General features: G+C 36.0%; 16 protein-coding genes and 2 tRNA genes. 12 read left to right on the top strand and 6 right to left on the bottom strand.

Annotated features, from left to right (window positions below):
• Nucleotides 1–148 precede the first annotated feature (148 nt).
• Entirely contained in the window at nucleotides 149–2,428 is a 2,280-nt protein-coding gene (locus ABFR62_00900; protein MEN8136974.1) for a transglycosylase domain-containing protein, read from the bottom strand.
• A gap of 262 nt (nucleotides 2,429–2,690) precedes the next feature.
• Between ABFR62_00900 and ABFR62_00895 the strand changes: the two genes are divergently transcribed.
• The 8 genes from ABFR62_00895 to pcaF all read left to right on the top strand — a co-directional run bounded on the left by ABFR62_00895 (nucleotide 2,691) and on the right by pcaF (nucleotide 12,058).
• Nucleotides 2,691–3,830 carry an FIST N-terminal domain-containing protein gene (locus ABFR62_00895; protein MEN8136973.1) on the top strand — a complete coding sequence of 380 codons (1,140 nt, stop codon included), beginning with the start codon at nucleotides 2,691–2,693 and terminating at the stop codon, nucleotides 3,828–3,830.
• A gap of 41 nt (nucleotides 3,831–3,871) precedes the next feature.
• On the top strand, nucleotides 3,872–5,407 hold the full coding sequence (locus tag ABFR62_00890) for a serine hydrolase (GenBank protein MEN8136972.1): 1,536 nt from the start codon (nucleotides 3,872–3,874) through the stop codon (nucleotides 5,405–5,407).
• Between the two features lie 466 nt (nucleotides 5,408–5,873).
• A complete protein-coding gene (locus tag ABFR62_00885) occupies nucleotides 5,874–6,425 on the top strand; it encodes a cupin domain-containing protein (protein ID MEN8136971.1) in 552 nt (183 codons plus the stop codon).
• A 71-nt stretch (nucleotides 6,426–6,496) separates the two neighbouring features.
• The gene (locus ABFR62_00880; GenBank protein ID MEN8136970.1) at nucleotides 6,497–8,050 is read left to right on the top strand and encodes a hypothetical protein; all 1,554 of its coding nucleotides are present in this window, start codon (nucleotides 6,497–6,499) and stop codon (nucleotides 8,048–8,050) included.
• 38 nt (nucleotides 8,051–8,088) lie between these two features.
• Nucleotides 8,089–8,802 carry a 3-oxoacid CoA-transferase subunit A gene (locus ABFR62_00875; protein ID MEN8136969.1) on the top strand — a complete coding sequence of 238 codons (714 nt, stop codon included), beginning with the start codon at nucleotides 8,089–8,091 and terminating at the stop codon, nucleotides 8,800–8,802.
• On the top strand, nucleotides 8,796–9,458 hold the full coding sequence (locus tag ABFR62_00870) for a 3-oxoacid CoA-transferase subunit B (protein MEN8136968.1): 663 nt from the start codon (nucleotides 8,796–8,798) through the stop codon (nucleotides 9,456–9,458). Before ABFR62_00875 ends, ABFR62_00870 begins: the two co-directional genes overlap by 7 nt.
• A gap of 21 nt (nucleotides 9,459–9,479) precedes the next feature.
• On the top strand, nucleotides 9,480–10,835 hold the full coding sequence (locus tag ABFR62_00865) for an aspartate aminotransferase family protein (protein ID MEN8136967.1): 1,356 nt from the start codon (nucleotides 9,480–9,482) through the stop codon (nucleotides 10,833–10,835).
• Between the two features lie 5 nt (nucleotides 10,836–10,840).
• On the top strand, nucleotides 10,841–12,058 hold the full coding sequence (gene pcaF / locus ABFR62_00860; protein ID MEN8136966.1) for a 3-oxoadipyl-CoA thiolase: 1,218 nt from the start codon (nucleotides 10,841–10,843) through the stop codon (nucleotides 12,056–12,058).
• 60 nt (nucleotides 12,059–12,118) lie between these two features.
• Here the strand turns inward: pcaF and ABFR62_00855 are convergent.
• The 4 genes from ABFR62_00855 to ABFR62_00840 form a co-directional block, all read right to left on the bottom strand.
• Nucleotides 12,119–12,200, bottom strand: a tRNA-Leu gene (locus tag ABFR62_00855).
• 23 nt (nucleotides 12,201–12,223) lie between these two features.
• Nucleotides 12,224–12,305: transfer RNA gene (locus ABFR62_00850), tRNA-Leu, on the bottom strand.
• A 337-nt stretch (nucleotides 12,306–12,642) separates the two neighbouring features.
• Nucleotides 12,643–13,524 (bottom strand): nucleoside phosphorylase, encoded by an 882-nt coding sequence (locus ABFR62_00845; protein ID MEN8136965.1) that lies wholly within the window; start codon nucleotides 13,522–13,524, stop codon nucleotides 12,643–12,645.
• A gap of 74 nt (nucleotides 13,525–13,598) precedes the next feature.
• Nucleotides 13,599–13,964, bottom strand: coding sequence for a translation initiation factor (locus tag ABFR62_00840; protein MEN8136964.1), 366 nt, complete (start codon nucleotides 13,962–13,964; stop codon nucleotides 13,599–13,601).
• A gap of 353 nt (nucleotides 13,965–14,317) precedes the next feature.
• Between ABFR62_00840 and ABFR62_00835 the strand changes: the two genes are divergently transcribed.
• Nucleotides 14,318–16,507 carry a cation:dicarboxylase symporter family transporter gene (locus tag ABFR62_00835; protein MEN8136963.1) on the top strand — a complete coding sequence of 730 codons (2,190 nt, stop codon included), beginning with the start codon at nucleotides 14,318–14,320 and terminating at the stop codon, nucleotides 16,505–16,507.
• A 150-nt stretch (nucleotides 16,508–16,657) separates the two neighbouring features.
• The gene (holA, locus tag ABFR62_00830) at nucleotides 16,658–17,698 is read left to right on the top strand and encodes a DNA polymerase III subunit delta (GenBank protein MEN8136962.1); all 1,041 of its coding nucleotides are present in this window, start codon (nucleotides 16,658–16,660) and stop codon (nucleotides 17,696–17,698) included.
• Between the two features lie 118 nt (nucleotides 17,699–17,816).
• On the opposite strand, the gene ABFR62_00825 is transcribed toward holA, so the two are convergent.
• Entirely contained in the window at nucleotides 17,817–20,027 is a 2,211-nt protein-coding gene (locus ABFR62_00825) for a RelA/SpoT family protein (protein ID MEN8136961.1), read from the bottom strand.
• Between the two features lie 210 nt (nucleotides 20,028–20,237).
• Between ABFR62_00825 and prfB the strand changes: the two genes are divergently transcribed.
• Both prfB and ABFR62_00815 read left to right on the top strand, forming a co-directional pair.
• Nucleotides 20,238–21,350 (top strand): peptide chain release factor 2, encoded by a 1,113-nt coding sequence (gene prfB, locus ABFR62_00820; GenBank protein ID MEN8136960.1) that lies wholly within the window; start codon nucleotides 20,238–20,240, stop codon nucleotides 21,348–21,350.
• Nucleotides 21,334–21,540, top strand: a complete 207-nt coding sequence (locus ABFR62_00815) for a hypothetical protein (protein MEN8136959.1) — start codon at nucleotides 21,334–21,336, stop codon at nucleotides 21,538–21,540. The genes prfB and ABFR62_00815 overlap by 17 nt, the downstream gene beginning before the upstream one ends.
• The last annotated feature ends 9 nt before the right edge of the window (nucleotides 21,541–21,549 follow it).

Genomic DNA, 21,549 nt, shown 5'->3' with positions numbered 1-21,549 from the left:
ATTACGTCATGTCGACCGAAATGAAATGTAGTGGAGACATCTGTTGAAGTTTAGTAGTAACAAACAACAGATTTCTCCGTTTTGCTATCGCTTCAGTCAGAATGACGATTAGAATCTTGGAATTGTAGCGGTCATCAACTCCTCAAAATCACTCTTCCTTCTTTTTTCCAAAAACTTTTTTCCAAAAACTTTTGTTCTTAACCTTTTTCTTTTCTCTTTCAGTTGAGGTTTTGTTTTTCTCCAAAAACTTGAAATTACGATCGAAAAAATTATCTTCTTTATAGTCAGGACAATCAAGTAGAAATTCTGTTTTATCAGATGTAGGAGGAAAGACAGCTCTTGTGTATTTCCGGAGTTTTTTGTCTTTATCCATTTTATTAATCAATTTTGCAAAGACCGGTAATGCCGCTTTCGAACCATAGCCGTTAGCTCCCTGAAAGTGAATGTTTGGGTTAAAGAAACCTGACCATACACCAACAATAATATTTGGATTAAAAGCTATAAACCATGCATCAGAATAGTTTTGGGCTGTACCCGTTTTTCCGGCAAATTCAGAATTAACTTTATAAACACTTCTAAGGCTTCTCCCGGTTCCGTTGTCGATTACCGATCGAAGCATAATAGCCATTAATTCCTGTTCTTCTTTTGATAATATTTCAACAGGCTCCGTTGCCTGATGTTTATAAATCAGCTTTCCATTTCTGTCGCTGATACTTTCGATGATGTATGTTTCTCTGTGTTTACCGTCAATTGCAAAAATATCATATGCAGATGTCATTCTCATAAGATTTGAACTTTCAACACCTAATGCAACAGAAGGAAAATCAGGAAGATCTTCATCACTTAGACCTACTTTATTTACCAGCTCGTTTACATTTTCTTCTCCGGCTCTGAAGTATGTTGCAACTGTGGCTACATTAACAGAATTCGTTAAGGCTCCTTTCATCGAGTAATAACCGTCGTATTTATTGTCTGAATTTTTTGGAGTCCAGTTATCGTGATCGGTATATGTTTTTTGAGAGTTATCGATATAGTCACATGGTTTCCATCCCTGATTCAGGGCAGAAGCATAAACAAAAGGTTTGAAAGTTGATGCCATTTGTCTTTTAGCGTAAACCAGGTCATAGGGTAGGGAATTGCTATTTTTACCTCCTATATATGCTAAAACAGCTCCGCTTTTGGGGTCTATTGAAACAATAGCTCCATGGAGCATTTTGAGGTAGTGTTCTACAGAATCTTGCAAAGTCATATTCTTGACAGCATACTTTTTAGATTCAAAAACCAGAGTTGGCTTTTTCTGCTTTAAAGAAACCGAAATGGCTTTTTTACTAAGCGATTCATTGCTGTGCAAAGCCTTGTAAGTTGTAGTTTTTTCTAACTCACCACTGATAATATTTTTATAAGTAGATTTAGCTCTCAGGTATTTCCATTCCTTGTCGAACTGTTTTTGTTGATAGGCAAGATGAGTTAATAAAGCTTCAAAAGCTTTTTGTTGGATGCTGAAATTTAGTGTAGTCTTTATTTGTAGACCATCGGTTTCTAAATTGTAGTGTGTATTATCATCTTTTTTTATGTCTTCCAGGATTTTTTCAGCTTCACTCTTTACTCTTCGGGTAAAATACCCGGCAGGATCATATTTTTCTCTGGAGTTGTAGTTTAGAACTAATTTTTTCTTTTTAAGATCTTCAAATTCTTTTTGATTTAAATAATCGTTTTTCAACATCTGACCCAGCACAGTATTCCTGCGTTCTAATGACCTTTCAGGGTTCAGTCTTGGATTATAGCCGGTGTTTGCTTTCAGCATTCCAACTAAAACTGCGGCCTCCTCCGTTTTTAAATTTTCAATATTTTTATTGAAGAATCGTTTAGAAGCCGACTGTATTCCATATAAACCTTCTCCAAAAGGGACTGTATTCAGGTAGAGTTCAATTATTTCATTTTTCGAGTACACATCTTCCATTCTGATTGCCAAAATGTGTTCTTTTACCTTTATTATAGGAATGGTAAGAATGCCATAAGATTTTCTGCCAAAATAATTTTTCGCTACCTGTTGTGTTAGCGTACTTCCTCCTCCTGCGCTTTTGTCCTGAAGTAAAATAGTTTTGAAAACAACTCTAATTAAACTTATATAATCAACTCCGTTATGTTCGTAAAACCTAGAGTCTTCTGTTGCTACAAGTGCATTTACAAGACTTTTAGGATAATCTTCAAAAGTTGATTCGCTTCTATCCTGAATAAAGGACTTTCCAATTAATTTTCCGTCAGCCGACCAAATTTCACTGGCGAGATTAAGTCTTAAATCACGGAGCTCATCATTATCCGGAATGTGACCAAACACATCGCCAATTGCGAGGCCATATAGGCCTGCTACCAGTAAGGAAACAATTATTGTTATATATAGTATTGTTTTAACTATAAAATTTCGCATAAATGTAAAGTGATATATTTTGCAAAAATGTGATTTTTATTTTAGATATGGCTTATTTGTATCAAGTTAAAGAAAAAAAAAGGATTGAGCTTCATGATAATTAATTTATAGAGGAATAAAATGTAGACTACCATAACCTCTAATTTTTTTAAAGCAGCTTAAGTATGTAATACATTTAATGTAGGATTTTTTTGAGTGTTATAAAAATTGTATGTTTGAAACTAAATATCAACAAAAGTAATTTTTGAGATTAACCTGACCTATGACTACAGAACAAATCGTTATTTATGCCGGAGATACAGAGTTGGAAGAGTTTTCTTTTAACCCTGATCTTATTCTTTTATTTGTATCACCTTCGTTTAAAAATTTAGATTTATTAAAGAATTTTCGTGAGCTGTATCCTGATTCAATTATAACCGGATGTTCAACTTCAGGAGAAATTGAGGATATTAACGTACATGATCACAGTGTAGTGGCGACAGCGATTTCGTTCGATAAATCGCGTGTAGAATACAATGAAGTGTATGTACCTTCGATCAATAAAAGCAGACTTGCGGGTACTGAATTAGTAGACAAGTTTGAGCAGAAAGGTTTGAAACACTTATTTGTTTTATCCGAAGGATTAAATATTAACGGGACATCACTGGTGAACGGATTAAAACATCAAAGCGATCAACAGTATTCAATAACCGGTGGTTTGGCAGGAGATGAAACAAAATTCGGGAGAACCTTCGTTATTACGAATGATATGGAGATCAGAGAGAATATGATTACCGGGATAGGATTTTATGGAGATGATTTAAAGGTGGGATATGGTTCTCTGGGAGGATGGGATAGTTTTGGTGTTGATAGAATTGTAACGAAATCAAGAGGAAATATTCTTTATGAAATTGATGGTGAGCCTGTTCTTGATTTATTCAGGAACTTTTTAGGCGATCAGGCTAAAAATCTTCCGGCTACAGGCTTATTATTTCCTTTAAGTGTGCGAATTAAAGCAAATGATAATCCGGTTGTAAGAACGGTTATTGCTATGAATGAGGAAGAAAAATCATTGACGTTCGCAGGGAATATTCCCAAAGGTGCAACTGTTAGGCTGATGAAGGCGAACATGGAAAGACTCATAAACGGGGCAGAAGGTGCGGCAGAATTAAGTATTGAGGATATAGGAAATACACATACCGACTTAGCAATTCTGGTAAGCAGTGTAGGAAGAAGGTTGGTGCTGAATCAACTTATAGAGGAGGAAGTTGAAGCTGTAAGAGATGTTATAGGAGAGGATGCTACTATAGCGGGATTCTATTCATATGGAGAAATTGCTCCATATATTTCAGGAACTAAATGTGAACTACATAATCAAACAATGACTATTACTACTTTTTCGGAGTCGGATATTGAGGGGTAAATTAGCACATGCTGTAATCATTATCTATAAATAAAATGAATATGAAAAAAATACAGATTCTAATTATTTCTTTCCTGTTTATATCTGTAGGCTTGGTGGCCCAGAAAGATTCAAGGATTGACTTTAAACAACTCGATGAATATTATGCTAAAATGGTTAAGGACTGGGATGTTCCCGGAGCAAGCATAGGAATTGTAAAGGATGGTAAATTGGTGTTTACCGGTAATTATGGAGTGCTTGAAGAAGGGGGAAAAGCAGAACCTAATGAAAATACCTTATATGCCATCGCTTCCAATTCAAAGGCATTTACAGCTACTGTTATTGGAATGTTGGTTCAGGAAGGTAAGTTAAACTGGAACGACAAGGTGAAAAAATATCTTCCGTATTTTGCCTTGTATGATCCTTGGGTGAGTGAAGAGGTTACGATAAGAGATTTATTGAGTCACAGAGTGGGGTTGGGTACATTTAGCGGTGATATTATATGGTATAAATCGATCCTGAGTTCAGAAGAAATAATTAAAAGAATTAAATACGTTCCAAAAGCTTATAATTTCAGATCAGGTTATGGTTATTCCAATGTTATGTTTATTACTGCAGGAGAACTAATAAAGAAAGTAACAGGAAAAAGCTGGAATGTAAATGTGAAAGAGAGGATATTAGAACCTCTTGGTATGAGCAGAACTATAACTTCGCGTGATAAATTAGAATCAAAAGGGAACTTTGCAATTCCACATGCTCGGGAGGAAAATGTTAATATACCCATTATTTGGGAAGACTGGGAAGAAGTAGGTGCACTGGGAGGTGTTATTTCCAGTGTGAGAGATGTATCAGAATGGATGATTTTCAACATGAATAGCGGAGTGATAGGCAAGGATACACTTTTGGCTTCTGAAACCTTAAATATGATTTGGACTCCTCATAATAACTTTATTGTAGACCATATTAATAAGAATGAGACCGGCCAGAACTTTGGAGCTTATGGCTTAGGATGGGGCCTGAGCGATTATCATAGTTATTTTAAGGTATCACATACAGGAGGATTTGACGGTATGATAACTGCCATTACTATGATCCCGGATGAAAATCTTGGAGTAGTAGTGCTTACAAATGGATTGAAAAGTCCGATTAGTGCCGCAACTAATTATGCTTTGGATATGTTTTTGGGAATAGAGGAAAAAGACTGGTCCTCTGTACTTTTGGCTAAAACTGATGCTAAACTGAAGGCTGATACCCGTGTATCGGATAGGAAAAATAAGAGGGTACTTAATACCGTTCCATCTATCAGTACAGATAATTTATCAGGTGTTTATAAGGCTGATATTTACGGAGAAATAAGAGTTTCTAAAAAGAATGATCAACTTCGCCTTGATTTTGAATATTCTCCAAGCTTGTCGGCAACTTTGAGTCACTGGCACTATGATGTGTGGAAAATAAATTGGGATAATACACATGCTTGGTTCAATTTTGGAACTATTAAGTTTTTAAGTGATAATAATATGGACGTAAAAGGGCTAGAATTTGATGTTCCAAATGATGATATCTTTTTTGAGGAACTAAAAGTATATAAGGTAAATTAATAATAACCGGAATAGTACTCTAACTTTATCTGCCCGAATATGGATTAAGTCTATTTTTCTGGGATTATAATTTATAAGTAAGCACCTGCCTGACTGTATCATGCAGGTGCTTACTTTTTAGTTATTGGTAAATAGTAATAACGTGAGTTCTACAAGAAGTTTTTACATCTACAGTGCTGTTTATAGTCCCGCTAAGGCGGGATTATAAATTTACCGAAATAGCTAAACATACAATTAACGATGAGTTGATTACTTGTCGGAATTTAGGTTAGTGCAATATTTTACTCCCACCGGAAAATAACAGTGATCTATCTTTCTGAAGAAATAAACATATATCAATTGATTGCACTGGTTTATATGACAAATATCACCAGATTATTACGGAAATACATTGTTTAATTAATTAAATTACATTTACTTTGTGTAGTAAAGTTTAATTAGTTAAATAAAATTAATTCCGGCTGTTATGGAACGAATGGGTAAGAGAATTAAGAGGAAACGAGAAGAACTCGGGTTGCAAATAAAAGAGTTGTCAATCATGATTGGAGTTACTCCGAGTTTAATTTCTCAAATAGAGAAAGGAAAGGCTTTCCCATCAATAGTTACTTTAAAAAAAGTTGCTGAATCATTAAAAACTACTGTAGGTGAGTTAATAGGAGAAAATGAAAATAATATTCAAAGCCCCCTATTGAAGTCAGGTGAAAGAAAGCTTGCAAAAAAGAACGATAAGGGAACATTCTCTTATTTATTATCGAATCACATTCCCGGAAAGCAGATAGAGTCTTATATAATAAAATTCGATAAAAATTCAGATTCAAAAGAAATTATGACAAGCAACTATCCGGGTCAGGAGTTTTGCTTTGTATTAAAAGGAGATTTCGAAGCAGAGTTTGATGGAAAACAATACACCTTAAGCAGTGGTGACAGTTTTTATTTTAATTCGAACAGACCGCATTTGTTTAGGAATATTAGTGATGATGATGCTGAATTGCTCTGGGTAATAACACTAATTAATTGAAATAAAGTTTAAATAAAATAAATAACCACAACTGATACTCTTTAGGAGTATTTGCGTAAACCATAAAAGAAATGATTACCATAAAACCATCTGTAGTAAAAAGTCTTATTGAGCGTCACTCTATGAGTGATGACGCAATAAGTAATGTAGAAAAGGAAAATTTACTTCCTACGGGCCTGCTTAGCAGGTTGCACAATAGTTTCCCTCAACACTCGAGGTTGCAGGTAAAATCAAAAGCTATATTTAAAGATTCAAAAAAACGTTATACCGGTTTAGAAGGTTTCAGGGAAATTTGTTCTATACTGGAAGAAAATGGTATTATACTTGGTGATATCAGTGAACGTGAGCTTTTTATAGAAGTATACCGTTTCATGGTAACAAAGCACGTATTAAATACTATTGACTGGGAGAATTATGAGAACGATTCAGTCTTTCAGCTGACTTTTCCTCAGCCAAACATGATAAACGAAGGAACAGTTGGGGAATATCTGGAAGAAGAAGATGCTGTAAAAAGAACCAAAATTGCTACGGATTACATTGAAAAAACTAATCCTCACGACGGTAAGCAGCTTTTAAACAGGCCTTCATTCTATAACGAGGAAGGAGACATAGATACACTAGACGGTAGTCAGCACAAGTATCCCCAGTGTTTTTTAATTTTTGATAAAACAACACAAAGCTGTTTCTCTTTTTGTACTTATTGTTTTCGTCATGCTCAGGTTAGAGGAGATGAAGATATGTTTATTCAAAACGAAATAACTCCGGTGCATCAATATCTTAGACAGCACAAGGAGGTAACAGATATTCTTGTTACCGGGGGAGATGGAGGTTATATGCCATATAATAGATTAAAGGAGTATCTGACTCCGTTAATTGAAGATCCTGAATTAATGCATGTCAGAACAATAAGGATAGCATCAAGAGCTCTAACTTTCGATCCCGGAATGATTCTTAATTCGAAGTATGATCAAACTCTCGAATTGTTTAAAAAGTTAGGAGAGAATGGAGTTCAGGTATTGTGGATGGGGCATTTTTCAGCTCCAAAAGAGTTGATGAATATCCAAACAATAGCTGCCGTTCGTAGATTAAGATCAAACGGAGTTAACGTGAAGAGTCAAAGTCCTATTATGAACCATATCAGTCTGTTTAAATACGAAAACGGGAAAGTAGATGTAGATAAGTCTGCCCAAAACTGGATTGATTTGGCACATATATTAACTATGTTAGGAATAGGTTTCCATTCGATGTATATGGCCAGACCAACCGGAGAACATCATTATTTTACTGCTCCATTGGCTGATATAAATAAAGTATTTAGCAAAATATACAGAAGTCTTCCTTCAGTTTCGCGTCCGTCGAGATATATTACAATGACGTCTTCTGCAGGAAAAACATCTTTATTGGGTACAGTAGAAGTTAACGGCAAAAAGGCCTTTGTACTGAAATTTAATGAAGCCAGAAACATGGAGTGGCTCGATAAGGTATATTTAGCTGAATATGATGAAAAAGAAAACACCATAGAGAAACTAAAACCTTTAGAAGGTGGTAATTATTTCTATGAGGAAGAATTAGCCGGTATAGAAGAAGGTCTTGAAAATAAGACTATTCTGGAGAAAACCTTATAAGGTTATTTAATAAATCTATTCATTTTATATAAAATATTATGATTAATAAGATTGTTGAATCAGCTGTAAAAGCGGTTAGTGATATTCATGATGGGGCAACAGTTATGATAGGCGGATTTGGTGAGGCCGGGAGCCCTATAGAGCTAATTCATGCTTTAATAGATCAGGGAGCAAAAGATCTTACAGTGGTAAGTAACAATACAGGTAGCGGAAATATAGGTCTTGCTGCTCTGATAGAACACAAGCGTGTAAAGAAAATGATTTGCTCCTTTCCCAGAACTGCAAATTCAACTGTTTTTCCGGAATTATATAATGCCGGAGAGATAGAACTGGAATTGGTCCCTCAGGGAACTTTGGCCGAAAGGATACGTGCCGGAGGAGCCGGAATACCAGCTTTTTACACACCGGCATCTGTAAATACAGTACTTGCCCATGGTAAGGAGTCGCGTATGTTTAACGAAACAGAGTATGTTTTGGAACATGGAATAGTTGCAGATTTTTCACTGGTTAAAAGTGAAAAAGCCGACAGGTATGGCAATTTGACTTATCACGCAACAGCCCGAAATTTCGGGCCTATAATGTGTACGGCTGCAAAAACTGCAATAGTTCAGACGAAACATATAGTTGAAGCCGGAGAAATAGACCCTGAGGTAGTTGTTACTCCGGGGATATTTGTAAAAAGAGTTATAGAGATTAATAACCCTGCTCACGAATCAGAATTAGTGGCACAAGGAATGAGATACCCATGGTAGATACAGATAAAAAAATAGGTTGGGATCGTTCAGAAATGGCTCAAAAAGTGGCCTTAGACATCCCTGATGGTTCTTATGTAAATCTTGGAATCGGAATTCCCGAGATGGTTGCCGATTTTGTTCCCGAAGGCCGGGAGTTGATTTATCAGACCGAAAACGGATTACTCGGTATGGGAAAGGTACCGCCAAAGGAGAAAGAAGACCGGGAATTGGTTAATGCGGGTAAAAAATGTATTACTTCTATACCAGGAGCCAGTTATTTTCATCATGCCGACAGTTTCACTATGATCCGCGGAGGGCATATAGATGTATGTGTTCTGGGAGCAATGCAGGTTTCCAGAGATGGAGATCTTGCCAATTGGTCAACCGGTGCTAAAACTGCTATTCCTGCTGTTGGGGGAGCTATGGATTTGGTTGCCGGAGTGAAAAGAATTTTGGTGATTACCCAACATGTGACCAAAAAAGGAGTTCCTAAAATAATTGATGAGTGTACATTTCCTCTTACAGGAAAGGGCGTTGTGGAAAGAATATATACCGATCTGGCCATAATAGATGTTGAAAATGACGGTTTATATGTTAGAGAAATGGGACCTAATGTAGATTTTGATTATTTACAAAAGCACACCGGGGCAAAACTTAATTTATACACTGAGTAAAAAGCTAAATTCTGAAATATCATGAAACCTCAATCCAATAAAACAGCCAAAGGCGAATCAAGCAAGGCTATTTACGAACGGGCAGTTGGAGTAATTACAGGTGGAGTAAGTAGAAATACCATATACAGAAAACCTCACCCATATTATGTAGCCAGTGCTCACGGCAGTTATATAAAAGATATAGATGGAACAGAACGTCTGGATTTTGCAAATAATATGGCTTCATTAATACATGGACATTCGCATCCTGCAATTGTTAATGCTGTTACGGAACAATTAAAAAAGGGTTCTGCTTTTACTATGGGATCTGAAGCAGAGGTGGCGTTTGCCGAATTGCTGATATCGCGTACTCCGGGATTTGAAAAAATCAGGTTTATGAACTCGGGTACTGAGGCTGTTATGACTATGATAAAAGCGGCCAGAGCTCTTACCGGAAAAGCTAAAATAGCCAAAGCCGAAGGAGCTTATCACGGCACTTATGATTTTGCAGAAATAAGTCAGACTGCCAATCCGGGTAACTGGGGAGATATAGATAAACCCAATACTGTACCGGTTGTTCAGGGAACACCTCAGGGCGTGATGGACGATGTGGTGATATTTCCATATAATGACATTGAAAGAACCATAAGGTTGCTGGATCAAGATGCAGATAATATTGCCTGTGTGTTGATTGATCCGGTTCCTCACCGTGTAGGTCTGTTTCCTGCCACAGAGGAGTTTGTGAAAGCATTATATGACTGGACAAGAAAAAATAATGCTGTTTTAGCTTTCGATGAGGTAGTTACTTACAGGGTAAACTATTCGGGAGCTCAGGCAAATTATTCTGTTAAACCTGATATGACTGCAATGGGAAAAATTATCGGTGGTGGATTTCCTATTGGAGCAGTTGCCGGAAAATCGGAAATAATGGAGGTTCTTGATCCGCGTCAAAAATTTCTCAGGCATCCGCATTCAGGGACATTTTCTGCCAATCCGGTTTCAACTACTGCCGGAAGGGTAGCTATGGAGTTATTTGACGAGAAAGCTGTTTTGGAAATAAATGCCCTTACAATGACTGCGAGAAAACAGATAGAAGAAGCTATAAAAATAGCAGATATTCCTGCCTGTTTAACGGGCGCAGGTTCAATGTTTAGGATTCACTTTAAAGAAAAAGCACCGAATACTTACAGGGAAACCTATCAGGGACCGGATACACAGTCAGTAATTACAGAGTTTCTCGATTACCTGTTTCTTGAAAAAGATATAATCATGATAAATACATTGGCATGTATGTTTGCAACAACGCACACTCAGAAAGATGTTGATAAATTAACGGATGGTCTTTTGAATGGTTTCAGGGTGTTAAAACCCAAAATAGACCAGTTATCAAAAAAATAAAAAGAATGAACGAAGTATATATTTGTGACGCAATAAGAACACCGGTTGGAAGATACGGTGGGGCTTTATCATCTGTAAGAGCTGATGATTTAGCAGCCATACCATTAAAAGAAATAATGGACAGGAATCCGGAAATGGATTCGGCGGCTATTGATGATATTTTTATGGGCTGTGCCAATCAGGCAGGCGAAGACAACCGTAATGTTGCACGTATGGCTTCATTACTTGCAGGTTTTTCGGAAACTGTGCCGGGTTCAACGATAAACAGGCTTTGCGGTTCGGGAATGGATGCAATTGGAATTGCGGCACGGGCAATTAAATCGGGAGAGGTTGATTTGATAGTTGCCGGTGGAGTAGAAAGTATGTCGCGGGCTCCGTTTGTAATGGGGAAAGCAGAAACTGCTTTTTCGCGAAATGCCAAAATTTATGATACTTCTATTGGATGGCGTTTCGAAAATCCAAAGATGGACGAAATGTATGGCACCGAAGGTATGATACAAACTGCCCAGAACATAGCCGATGATTTCAATATCAGCCGTGAAGATCAGGATACATTTGCCCAATGGAGTCAGGAGAAAGCTGCCGAAGCTCAAAAAAACGGTTCTCTGGCGAGAGAAATTGTTCCGGTAATGGTGCCACAGCGTAAAAAAGATCCAATCGAAGTTTCGGAGGATGAACATCCACGCTTAACATCTTTGGGAAAATTAAGTACTCTAAGACCAATTACCAAGTCGGCAAGCGGAGAAAATGGCAGTATCACTGCAGGTAATGCATCAGGTGTAAACGACGGTGCTGCTGCAATGCTAATAGCATCGGAAGAGGCTGTGAAAAAGTATAATTTAAAACCAAGAGCTAAAATACTGGGAATGGCAACAGCGGGCGTACTCCCCAGAATTATGGGAATGGGGCCGGTACCCGCAACCCGAAAGGTTTTATCTAAACTCGACCTGTCATTAGACGATATGGATATAATAGAGCTCAATGAAGCTTTTGCTGCACAGTCGTTAGGTTGTACACGAGAATTAGGATTAAAAGATGATGATCCGAGAATAAATCCACTTGGAGGAGCAATTGCCTTAGGTCATCCGCTGGGAATGAGCGGAGCAAGAATTGTGACAAGTGCATATTACCAATTACAAAATTCCGATGCAAAAAAAGCATTGTGTACCATGTGTATTGGAGTAGGGCAGGGAATAGCGATGGTTTTGGAAAAAGTTGAGTAAATAGAAATATTGATGAATAAAAAAAGAGCTTTCCGTAAAAACAGAAAGCTCTTTTTGCTGTGCGGATGAAGGGAGTCGAACCCATACACCTTGCGGCACTAGATCCTAAGTCTAGCGTGTCTACCAATTCCACCACATCCGCGAGTGAATATTGTTTCAATAAAGTGCGGCTGAAGGGAGTCGAACCCCCACGCCTTGCGGCACTAGATCCTAAGTCTAGCGTGTCTACCAATTCCACCACAGCCGCTTTAAAGAACGTACAATCTTTTTTGTTGATTGCGGGTGCAAATATAGCTTAAAAAGATAACTGTACAAGTGTATTTGTGAATAATTTTTATGTTTTTATATAGGTAGTTTTGTTGTTGTTGAAATTAAGATAGTTATATTATTTTGATGTTTGCGCGAGTGGGTGAAACGGCATCCTTGTTTATAGAATTATTGTGAAATAAATAAAGCAGAAGCGACCGAAGGAAGCTGCTGCTTTATTATTATTGAACATAATTGTAGAAATAAGATACAGTGTAACACACGGTGCTTTAGCACGCGCCCAATTGATAATGAACTAATGATTTAATGAACTTGATTTAATTAATATCAGCCAGTTTGTTTAATGTATATTTTATAAGTTCCTCAACGGCTGCATAGGGATCTTCGCTGAAAGTTCCGTTTGCGCGATTGGCAATTATGCAGTTTAAAGAACATGCGTTGTGCCCCAGCATTTTTCCGATACCATAGATAACGGCGGTTTCCATCTCCAGATTTGTGATCTTTTTATCCTCAAACTCAAAACTGTCGATTTTATGATTCATATTTACGTCTTGAAGAGGGAGTCTTAGCACCCTTCCCTGCGGACCGTAGAAACCAATAGCAGTACCCGTAAAACCTTTTACTACCTTATCGCTAATAAGATGTTTGCCTAATTCTTCGCCGTATTTCACAATATATGGTCTGGCCTTGTTGGAGTCCCATTTAGTATGGGCTACAAATGCATCCTGCATTGCTGTTTCCTGAACATGTTTTGAGTCGTAATAGTGTAGAACACCGTCGAAACCGATACCGTATTCTGCCAAAACAAAGGAATCAACAGGAATATGATCCTGCAAAGAACCTGAAGTGCCTATACGAACAATATTTAATTTTTTGTGCTCCTTATTTTTTGTTCTGGTTTTGAAGTCAATATTGAACAGAGCATCTATTTCGTTGAAAACGATATCTATATTGTCCGGTCCTATTCCTGTGGAAATTACGGAAAGGCGCTTACCTTTATAGCTACCTGTATGGGTTACAAATTCTCTTTTCGATAATTTATGTTCAATAGTATCGAAATGCTTCGATACAAGCGGAACCCTGTTTTGATCGCCAACAAAGATAATTGTATCTGCAAGTTGACCCGGTTTAACATTTAAATGGTAAATACTTCCATCAGGGTTTATTATTAATTCCGATTCTGCTATTCTATCACTCATTTTGTTGTTATATTTTAGTCGTACAATTATTAAGTTGGTGGGGTAATAAGGCAGTTTTATTTGTAAAGGTATAATTAACCGCCTGATTTCTTAACTTTATATCCGTCTTTTTGAAGTATTTCAACGACTTTATTTCTAACATCGCCCTGCATAATAATTTCTCCGTCTTTTACGGATCCTCCGGTTCCGATTTTGTTTTTTAGTTCTTTTCCGAGATTTTTCAAATCTTCTTCGCTTCCTTCAAAACCTTCTATTATTGTTACTGTTTTTCCACCTCTCCCTTTCTTTTCAATTTTCGCAATTAAATGTTGCTGATTGGGATTTAATTCGTCCTGATCCTGCTGTAATGCACCCAATGCATCTGCTAATGCAAAGTTTGAATTTGTAGAATAAACAAAACCATCTTCATCCAAACGTATTTTCTTTTTCTTCTTTGCCATTATTTTCTATTAATGTAAGTGTAGAGCAAAGTTATTAAATCATAATTTTTTGATCGTAATAATTAACAAATAATTAAACACTTTCTGTTTTTAATGAAGTAATACCAATTACAACTCAAAAATGATCGATATAAATCGTTTTTATTTTCCTTATTTTTTGCCTCATCTAAGAAAAATATAATTCAATTTATTTATCAATCATTTTAAATCGTGATTGGTATAACCCGAAAATATAGTCCGATAAACACCATAGCATTAATGTATTTTGATTATGATAAAATATGATTATTCATCCGAGAAATTAATTATTAGTTTTATATTTATTGTTATAATATTTTATATCGGTTCTGTAGATGGTATTGAGGAGATTCAGGAGAAAAAAAAGAAAAGCGCCAAAGAGTCTTTCAACAAAAATAATGATAGGATTATTTTTAGGGGTAGCACTTGGTCTGTTTTTTGGAGAACATGTTGCCGGATTTTCTATTTTTGGTGATGCCTTTATAGGATTGTTACAAATGACTGTTTTACCCTATATCATGCTTTCGTTGATGGTAAACATCGGACGTCTGTCGTTAGATAAAGGGATGAAAATGATAAAAAATGCTGCAATAGTTCTATCTGTATTATTGTTGCTTGGAATTGTTGTAGTTCTTGTATTACCAACAGTTTTTCCTACCTGGGTGTCAGCATCTTATTATGATGAAAGTCTGATCAGAGATCCCAAGGAAATAGATTTTTTAAAGTTATTTATTCCGTCTAATCCATTTGAAGCATTATCGAAAAATACAGTCCCTTCTGTAGTGATATTTAGTATTTTGGTAGGGATTGGGCTGATTAAGGTTCCGGGGAAAGAAAGGCTGTTACATGGCTTAGACGTTATGGCAAACGCTCTTAATAATGTAAATAAATTAATTGTCAAGCTTACTCCATATGGTGTTTTTGCTATTGCTGCAAGCACAGCGGGAACTATGACCTTAAGTGAGATAGGTAAGTTGCAAACCTATGTTTTGGTATATACAGCAGGGGCCGTATTACTGGCTATTGTTTTTATGCCCTTAATTATTTCATCATTTACACCTTTTAAGTACAAAGATATTTTTAGAGTTACAAAGGACACTTTAATTACAATTTTTGCAACAGGAAAAATAATTATTGTATTACCACAGTTGATTGAAAACATTAAACAGTTGTACGATGATTATGACCTGCTAAATGATGACAGTGAACAATCTGTTGAAGTAATTTTCCCATTGGCATATCCATTCCCAAATTTAGGTACACTGGTTGTATTTATTTTTGTGCCATTTGCCGGATGGTTCGTTGGAAATGAGATAACATTTGACGAATATCCCGCATTTATAGGTTCCCTGCTGATGAGTAGCTTTGTAGCTCCGGTTTCGGGTATACCTTTTATGCTGGATGTGATGAATATTCCCGGAGATATATTTAATTTGTTTGTTATTTCGAGTGTTTATATCGATAGGATCAGAGTTGTTTTAGGTTCAATGCACCTAATAACTATTGTAATTTTAACCGGTGCTATGACCTATGGATTTTTTAATCTGAAAAAACGTAAGCTTACAATAGCTATTGCCTCAACTGTGATAGGCGCATTTGTTTTATTTATACCGATTAATATATATCTTAATTATGCACTTGAGGGTGCATATACAAAGGATAGGGTTATTGCCGATATGGATTTGCTTACTTATGAAATTAAATCAAGCTTATTAGAGGATCCGGCACCAATATATCCAAGGTTGAGAAGAGGAAAGAGTAGGATAGAAAGGATCAAAGAGCGTGAGAAAATCAGAATTGGATTTTATGAGGATGCTATGCCATTTTCTTATTTCAATTTAAAAGGTGATATTGTTGGCTTGGATATTGATATGGCCCACACTTTAGCTTCCGATTTGGATGTTTCGATAGAATTTATCTCAATAAATGCTCAAAAATTATCGAGAGACGAGTTATTGGAAAAGGATTATATAGATTTAATAATGTCGGGTACAGCACTTACAGCTCGTTATGCTAAAGGTCATGTTGTAACTGACGGATATATGGATGTTAATGTTGCTTTGGTAACTAAGGACAAGATTAATACTCTGGAAAGTTACGATGAAACCTATAATAGTATGGTCAATGTTTTTACAGCTGAGGAAAATAATTTTGGAGATATTTTTAAGAGTATTTTTCCACAATCAAATGTTGTAAAAAAAGATTCTATTTATAATTTTTTTAATGGGAAATATCCCGAAATTGACGCATTGTTAACAACTGCCGAGTCGGGATCGGCATGGGCGTTGTTATATCCTGAATTTCAGGTTATAAGTCCGTTTGAGGAACCTGTAACACTTCCTTTGGTATACACTTTTGGGAGTCCGGATCCGGAATTTGAGACTTTTTTGAATCACTGGATAGAGTTGAAGAAAAAGGATAAAACTATTGAAAGGTTATATGATTATTGGGTTTTAGGAAAAGAGGTTAAAGAAACTAAACCCAGATGGAGTATAGTTCACGATGTACTACATTGGATTGATTAATCCCCCGGCTTCGCCCGGGAACCTTCCCTTGGCTTTCTGCTGGGGGCATTGTTTGGGAGAGGTGAAGGTAGTTAGGTAAAAGATTTATATAGACGAATAATGAAATATACTTATAATCAAATTCATTATTTTAATTAGTGATATTATAGTATGGCAAAAGTAAAACAGGACGATCAGGTAAATCAGATTGTAAAGGATATTAAAACGCGTAGTTTTAAGCCTATATACTTTTTTACGGGTGATGAACCTTATTATATAGATAAATTATCGGAGTTTATAGAAAATAACGTGTTGAACGAATCGGAAAGAGACTTCAACCAGGTGGTTTTGTATGGAGCAGATACAAATGTTACCGAAATTTTGGCAACGGCAAAACGTTTTCCTATGATGGCCGAACATCAGGTAGTGGTGGTTAGGGAAGCACAGGGAATTTCGGATTTTAATACAGAATCGGGGAGGACAGCTTTGGCAGCCTATGCTAAGAATCCTCAGGATTCGACTATTCTGGTTTTTAACTATAAATACAAAAAAGCCGACGGTAGAAAGCCTTTTATTAAAACCGTAAAAAAATCAGGTGTTTTCTTCGAGAGTAAGAAAAAGTACGATAATGAGTTGCCCGACTGGATAGCAAAAGTATTAAGAGGAAAAGGATACACTATTGAGCAAAAGGCAACTTTTATGCTGGTAGAATTCCTTGGAAATGATTTGAGTAAGATAGCCGGTGAGTTGGAAAAACTTACAACATTATTGGAAAAAGGAACTCAAATTAGCCCACAACATATAGAGGAAAATATAGGAATAAGTAAGGAGTTTAATAATTTTGAACTGAACTCTGCTTTGGCAAACCGCGATGTACTAAAAGCCAACAGGATTATAAATTATTTTGCCCATAACCAGAAACAACACCCTGTTTTAGGAACTATTCCTTCAATATTCGGGTATTTTTCCAAAGTATTGATCTTACATTCGTTAAAAGATAAATCGCAGCCTAATGTTGTAGCGGGACAGCTCGGCGTTCATCCGTTTTTTGTGAAAGAATATTTCCAGGCTGCAAATAGTTATAACCTGAAAAAAGCCGTGCAAATTGTGAGCTATCTCAGAGATGCTGATGTAAAAGTAAAAGGTGTTGGTGCCAATGCAATTCCACCCGGAGAAATATTAAAGGAGTTGGTATTTAAAATTTTACATTAGGATAAGTTTGTCAATATTATTTTCAGGGGAGTGCTTAATAATTAAAATATTAAATACTTATCTGCCACTTAGCGAGAATTTTTCTTAAAGGTTTTTAGTATGTATAAGTATTGTTTTTTTAATTCTTATAAATTCTGGAAACATTTGAAACTCCGTGAACCTCTTTAACTTTTTTAATGATTGTGTTCAATTGCATTTGATTGTGGACAGTGATGGTAATTCTACCTTCGAAAATCCCGGCATCTCCGGTAATATTAATACTTCTGATATTTACGTTAAAGTTCGTGGAAATTAACTTTGTAACCTGATTGATCACTCCGATATTGTCAATTCCCTTTATGGATAATATGGCCTTAAAATCCTCTTCTTTTGAGTCTATCCATTTTGCTTTCATTATTCTGTAGGCGTAGTTTGCCTGTAATGAAATTGCATTAGGACAATTTTCTTTATGAACTTTAATCCCTTCATTTATGGTGATAAATCCAAATACCTTATCACCGGGTATAGGGTTGCAGCAATTAGCTAAAGTATAATCGAGGTGCTCATGATCGGATCCAAAAACTAGTTGATCAAAGGTTTTAGTATCCTCTTCAGATATTGTTCTGACAGTAGTTGGTTTCCTGGTAATAGTACGTCTCAGGAAACTTACAAAACCTCCTCCTCTTTGATTTACAAACTCTTTAATAGTTTTATTGTCAATAGCTCCTACGCCAATTTTATAAAATAAATCCTGACTGGTTTTTAATTTATAATAAGAAACAAGCTGGTTAACCACATTCTCATCAAGTGAAACTTTTAGATGTCGTAATTTTCGGGAAAGAATTTCTTTTCCATCGTCGGCTATTTTTTTCTTTTCTTCTTTTAAGGCTGATTTTATTTTTGATTTAGCCCTTACGGTAATTACAAAATCCAGCCAATCAGATTTTGGTTTTTGATTTTTAGATGTGATTATTTCAACTTGATCTCCACTCTTTAATTTATGGTTTAGAGGAACTAATTTACCATTAACTTTTGCCCCGAGGCAATTAGCACCAACCTGAGTATGAATGTTGAATGCGAAATCTAATGAAGAAGCTCCCTTGGGAAGAGATTTTAAGTCGCCATTTGGAGTGAAGACATAAATTTCTTTCGAAAATAAATTAAGCTTAAAATTGTCAACAAAATCTATTGCATTAATTTCAGGATTTTCAAGAGTTTCTTTTACCTGATTTAACCAATGGTCTAAAGCATTTTCGTCTGTTTCGCCATGTTTGTATTTATAGTGAGCAGCATATCCTCTTTCTGCAATTTCATCCATTCGTTCAGAGCGAATTTGAACTTCTACCCATTTTCCTCCCGGGCCCATAACTGTTGTGTGCAGAGCTTCATAACCATTTGTTTTTGGAGAAGAAAGCCAATCTCTTAATCTGCTTGGGTTAGGTTGAAAATGATCCGTTACAACAGAATATATTTTCCAGGCATTAAATTTTTCCTCTTTTATATCGGATTTGTAAACTATTCTAACGGCAAACCTGTCGTAAACTTCTTCGAAACTCACAGCCTGATTAATCATTTTCTTTCTGATAGAAAATATCGATTTTGGTCTTCCTTTTATGGAGTACTTCAATCCGTGGGCATCCAAAGAATTTTTAATGAAATTTGAGAAATTCTTTATATAGTCATTCTGTTCTTCTTTAGAGTCTTCTAATTTTTTTACTATATCATAATAGTCATCAGGTTCGGTATATTTCAATCCTAAATCTTCAAGCTCGGTTTTAATATTAAACAGCCCTAATCTGTGGGCCAGCGGAGCGTATATGTATAATGTTTCTGATGAAATTTTTAATTGTTTATGGTGCGGCATTGCATCCATTGTCTGCATATTATGCAAACGATCGGCTAATTTTATTAAAATAACCCTAACATCATCCGACAGTGTTAAGAGCATTTTCCTAAAGTTTTCGGCTTGTACAGATATGTTTTGATCCTGAATTCCGGAAATTTTAGTCAGTCCGTCAATAATACTGGCTATTTTTTTTCCAAACAATCGTTCCATATCTTCGATTGTATAGTCGGTATCTTCTACAACATCATGTAAAAATGCAGAAGCAATAGCAATAGCACCAAGCCCAATTTCGCTTGCTACAATTTGGGCAACAGCAATTGGGTGATAAATATATGGTTCTCCTGTCTTTCTTCTCTGGTCTTTATGCGCATCAATAGCCAGGTCTAAAGCTTTTCTTATTAAGATTTTATCTTCTTCTGTTAGAATCTGATAGGAAGATCTTAATATATCTTTATACCGTTTTGATATCTCTTTGCTCTCCTTCTCTAAATCATACTTTATCATAAAAATAAAAATAGGAAAATATCAATAATAATAAGCTTTTTTTACAATTAAATATTGTTGTATAGATGACACTGGAAATGAGGTATATGCTATTAATGAGCTTTTGTATATGTGGTGTAGTCTGTCTTTTATTTATATATTGTGATAAATAGTGTATTCTTATTTTTAAAAAATTAATTTTGCATGTCTATATAATAATCGTTCACATTTATGATTACAAGCGATCAGTTAAAAAAAATAAATCAACGAATAGAGGCCTTACACGGATATCTGAATATTGAGAAGAAGGAAATAGAAATTAGTAATGAAGAGGATAAGACTCTTGCACCTGATTTCTGGAACGATCCGAAAAAGGCTGAAGTGTTGCTTAAAAGTTTACGTCAGAAAAAGCAATGGGTGGAGTCGTATAATGAATTGAGATCTCTGTCGGAGGATCTGAGTGTGCTGATCGATTTTGTGAAAGAAGGCGAGGCAACAGAAGAAGAAGTAGAAGAAGGTCACAGTGAACTTGTGGAAAAACTCGAGAATCTCGAGTTTAAAAATATGCTTTCGGGCGAAGAAGATTCTCTAAGTGCTGTATTGCAAATTACTGCCGGAGCCGGAGGTACGGAGAGTAATGATTGGGCAGAAATGCTCATGCGTATGTATTTGATGTGGGGCGAAAAAAACGCTTATAAAATTAAGGAAGTTAATTATCAGTCAGGAGATGTTACCGGTGTAAAAACAGTAACTCTTGAGTTTGAAGGTGATTATGGTTTTGGATATTTAAAAGGCGAAAACGGAGTACATCGTTTAGTTCGTATTTCTCCGTTTGATTCAAACGCTAAACGTCATACTTCCTTTGCTTCGGTTTATGTTTACCCCTTAGTGGATGATTCAATTGAGATTGAGATAAATCAGTCAGACATAAAATGGGATACTTTCCGATCGTCCGGAGCAGGAGGACAGGCAGTAAATAAGATCGAAACAGCTGTAAGGTTACATCATAAACCGTCAGGCTTGATTATTGAAAATCAGGAGTCGAGATCGCAATTAGAAAATAAGGATAATGCTATTCGTCACCTAAAATCGCAATTGTACGAAATTGAGTTGATGAAAAAGCAGGAAAAAAGAGCTGAGATCGAATCCGGAAAGATGAAGATTGAGTGGGGGTCGCAAATAAGAAATTATGTGATGCATCCTTATAAACTGGTAAAAGATGTAAGAACAAAACATGAAACCGGTGATGTCGATGCTGTAATGAACGGTGAAATAGATGGTTTTATGAAGGCATTTTTGATGGGCGAAGGGCAAAAAGGACTTGACGATGGCAATGAATTGTAAACAATTTAAGCATACAAACAGGGTTGATACAAAACAGCAATACTCATTTAACCCTACCGAGATTGATTATGAGCAGAGCAGTTTAAAAAAAATTGAAAAATACGAGCTGAGAAACTGGAGTAACAAGAGATTATTGAAGTGGTTTGTTATAGCTGTTATAACAATGACAATCGTTATAATATTAAGTTAGTTTATAACA

It is taken from the genome of Bacteroidota bacterium, from assembly GCA_039714315.1.
GTDB lineage: Bacteria > Bacteroidota > Bacteroidia > Flavobacteriales > JADGDT01 > JADGDT01.
The sequence above is the reverse complement of the archived record's forward strand: the minus strand, read 5'-3'. Positions and strand labels throughout refer to the sequence as shown.

Bases quoted from the DNA above. Each gene is read 5' to 3' on its own strand.
- ABFR62_00900 (MEN8136974.1), bottom strand. From the start codon at position 2,428: ATGCGAAATTTTATAGTTAAAACAATACTATATATAACAATAATTGTT.
- ABFR62_00895 (MEN8136973.1), top strand. From the start codon at position 2,691: ATGACTACAGAACAAATCGTTATTTATGCCGGAGATACAGAGTTGGAA.
- ABFR62_00890 (MEN8136972.1), top strand. From the start codon at position 3,872: ATGAAAAAAATACAGATTCTAATTATTTCTTTCCTGTTTATATCTGTA.
- ABFR62_00885 (MEN8136971.1), top strand. From the start codon at position 5,874: ATGGAACGAATGGGTAAGAGAATTAAGAGGAAACGAGAAGAACTCGGG.
- ABFR62_00880 (MEN8136970.1), top strand. From the start codon at position 6,497: ATGATTACCATAAAACCATCTGTAGTAAAAAGTCTTATTGAGCGTCAC.
- ABFR62_00875 (MEN8136969.1), top strand. From the start codon at position 8,089: ATGATTAATAAGATTGTTGAATCAGCTGTAAAAGCGGTTAGTGATATT.
- ABFR62_00870 (MEN8136968.1), top strand. From the start codon at position 8,796: ATGGTAGATACAGATAAAAAAATAGGTTGGGATCGTTCAGAAATGGCT.
- ABFR62_00865 (MEN8136967.1), top strand. From the start codon at position 9,480: ATGAAACCTCAATCCAATAAAACAGCCAAAGGCGAATCAAGCAAGGCT.
- pcaF (MEN8136966.1), top strand. From the start codon at position 10,841: ATGAACGAAGTATATATTTGTGACGCAATAAGAACACCGGTTGGAAGA.
- ABFR62_00845 (MEN8136965.1), bottom strand. From the start codon at position 13,524: ATGAGTGATAGAATAGCAGAATCGGAATTAATAATAAACCCTGATGGA.
- ABFR62_00840 (MEN8136964.1), bottom strand. From the start codon at position 13,964: ATGGCAAAGAAGAAAAAGAAAATACGTTTGGATGAAGATGGTTTTGTT.
- ABFR62_00835 (MEN8136963.1), top strand. From the start codon at position 14,318: ATGGTATTGAGGAGATTCAGGAGAAAAAAAAGAAAAGCGCCAAAGAGT.
- holA (MEN8136962.1), top strand. From the start codon at position 16,658: ATGGCAAAAGTAAAACAGGACGATCAGGTAAATCAGATTGTAAAGGAT.
- ABFR62_00825 (MEN8136961.1), bottom strand. From the start codon at position 20,027: ATGATAAAGTATGATTTAGAGAAGGAGAGCAAAGAGATATCAAAACGG.
- prfB (MEN8136960.1), top strand. From the start codon at position 20,238: ATGATTACAAGCGATCAGTTAAAAAAAATAAATCAACGAATAGAGGCC.
- ABFR62_00815 (MEN8136959.1), top strand. From the start codon at position 21,334: ATGGCAATGAATTGTAAACAATTTAAGCATACAAACAGGGTTGATACA.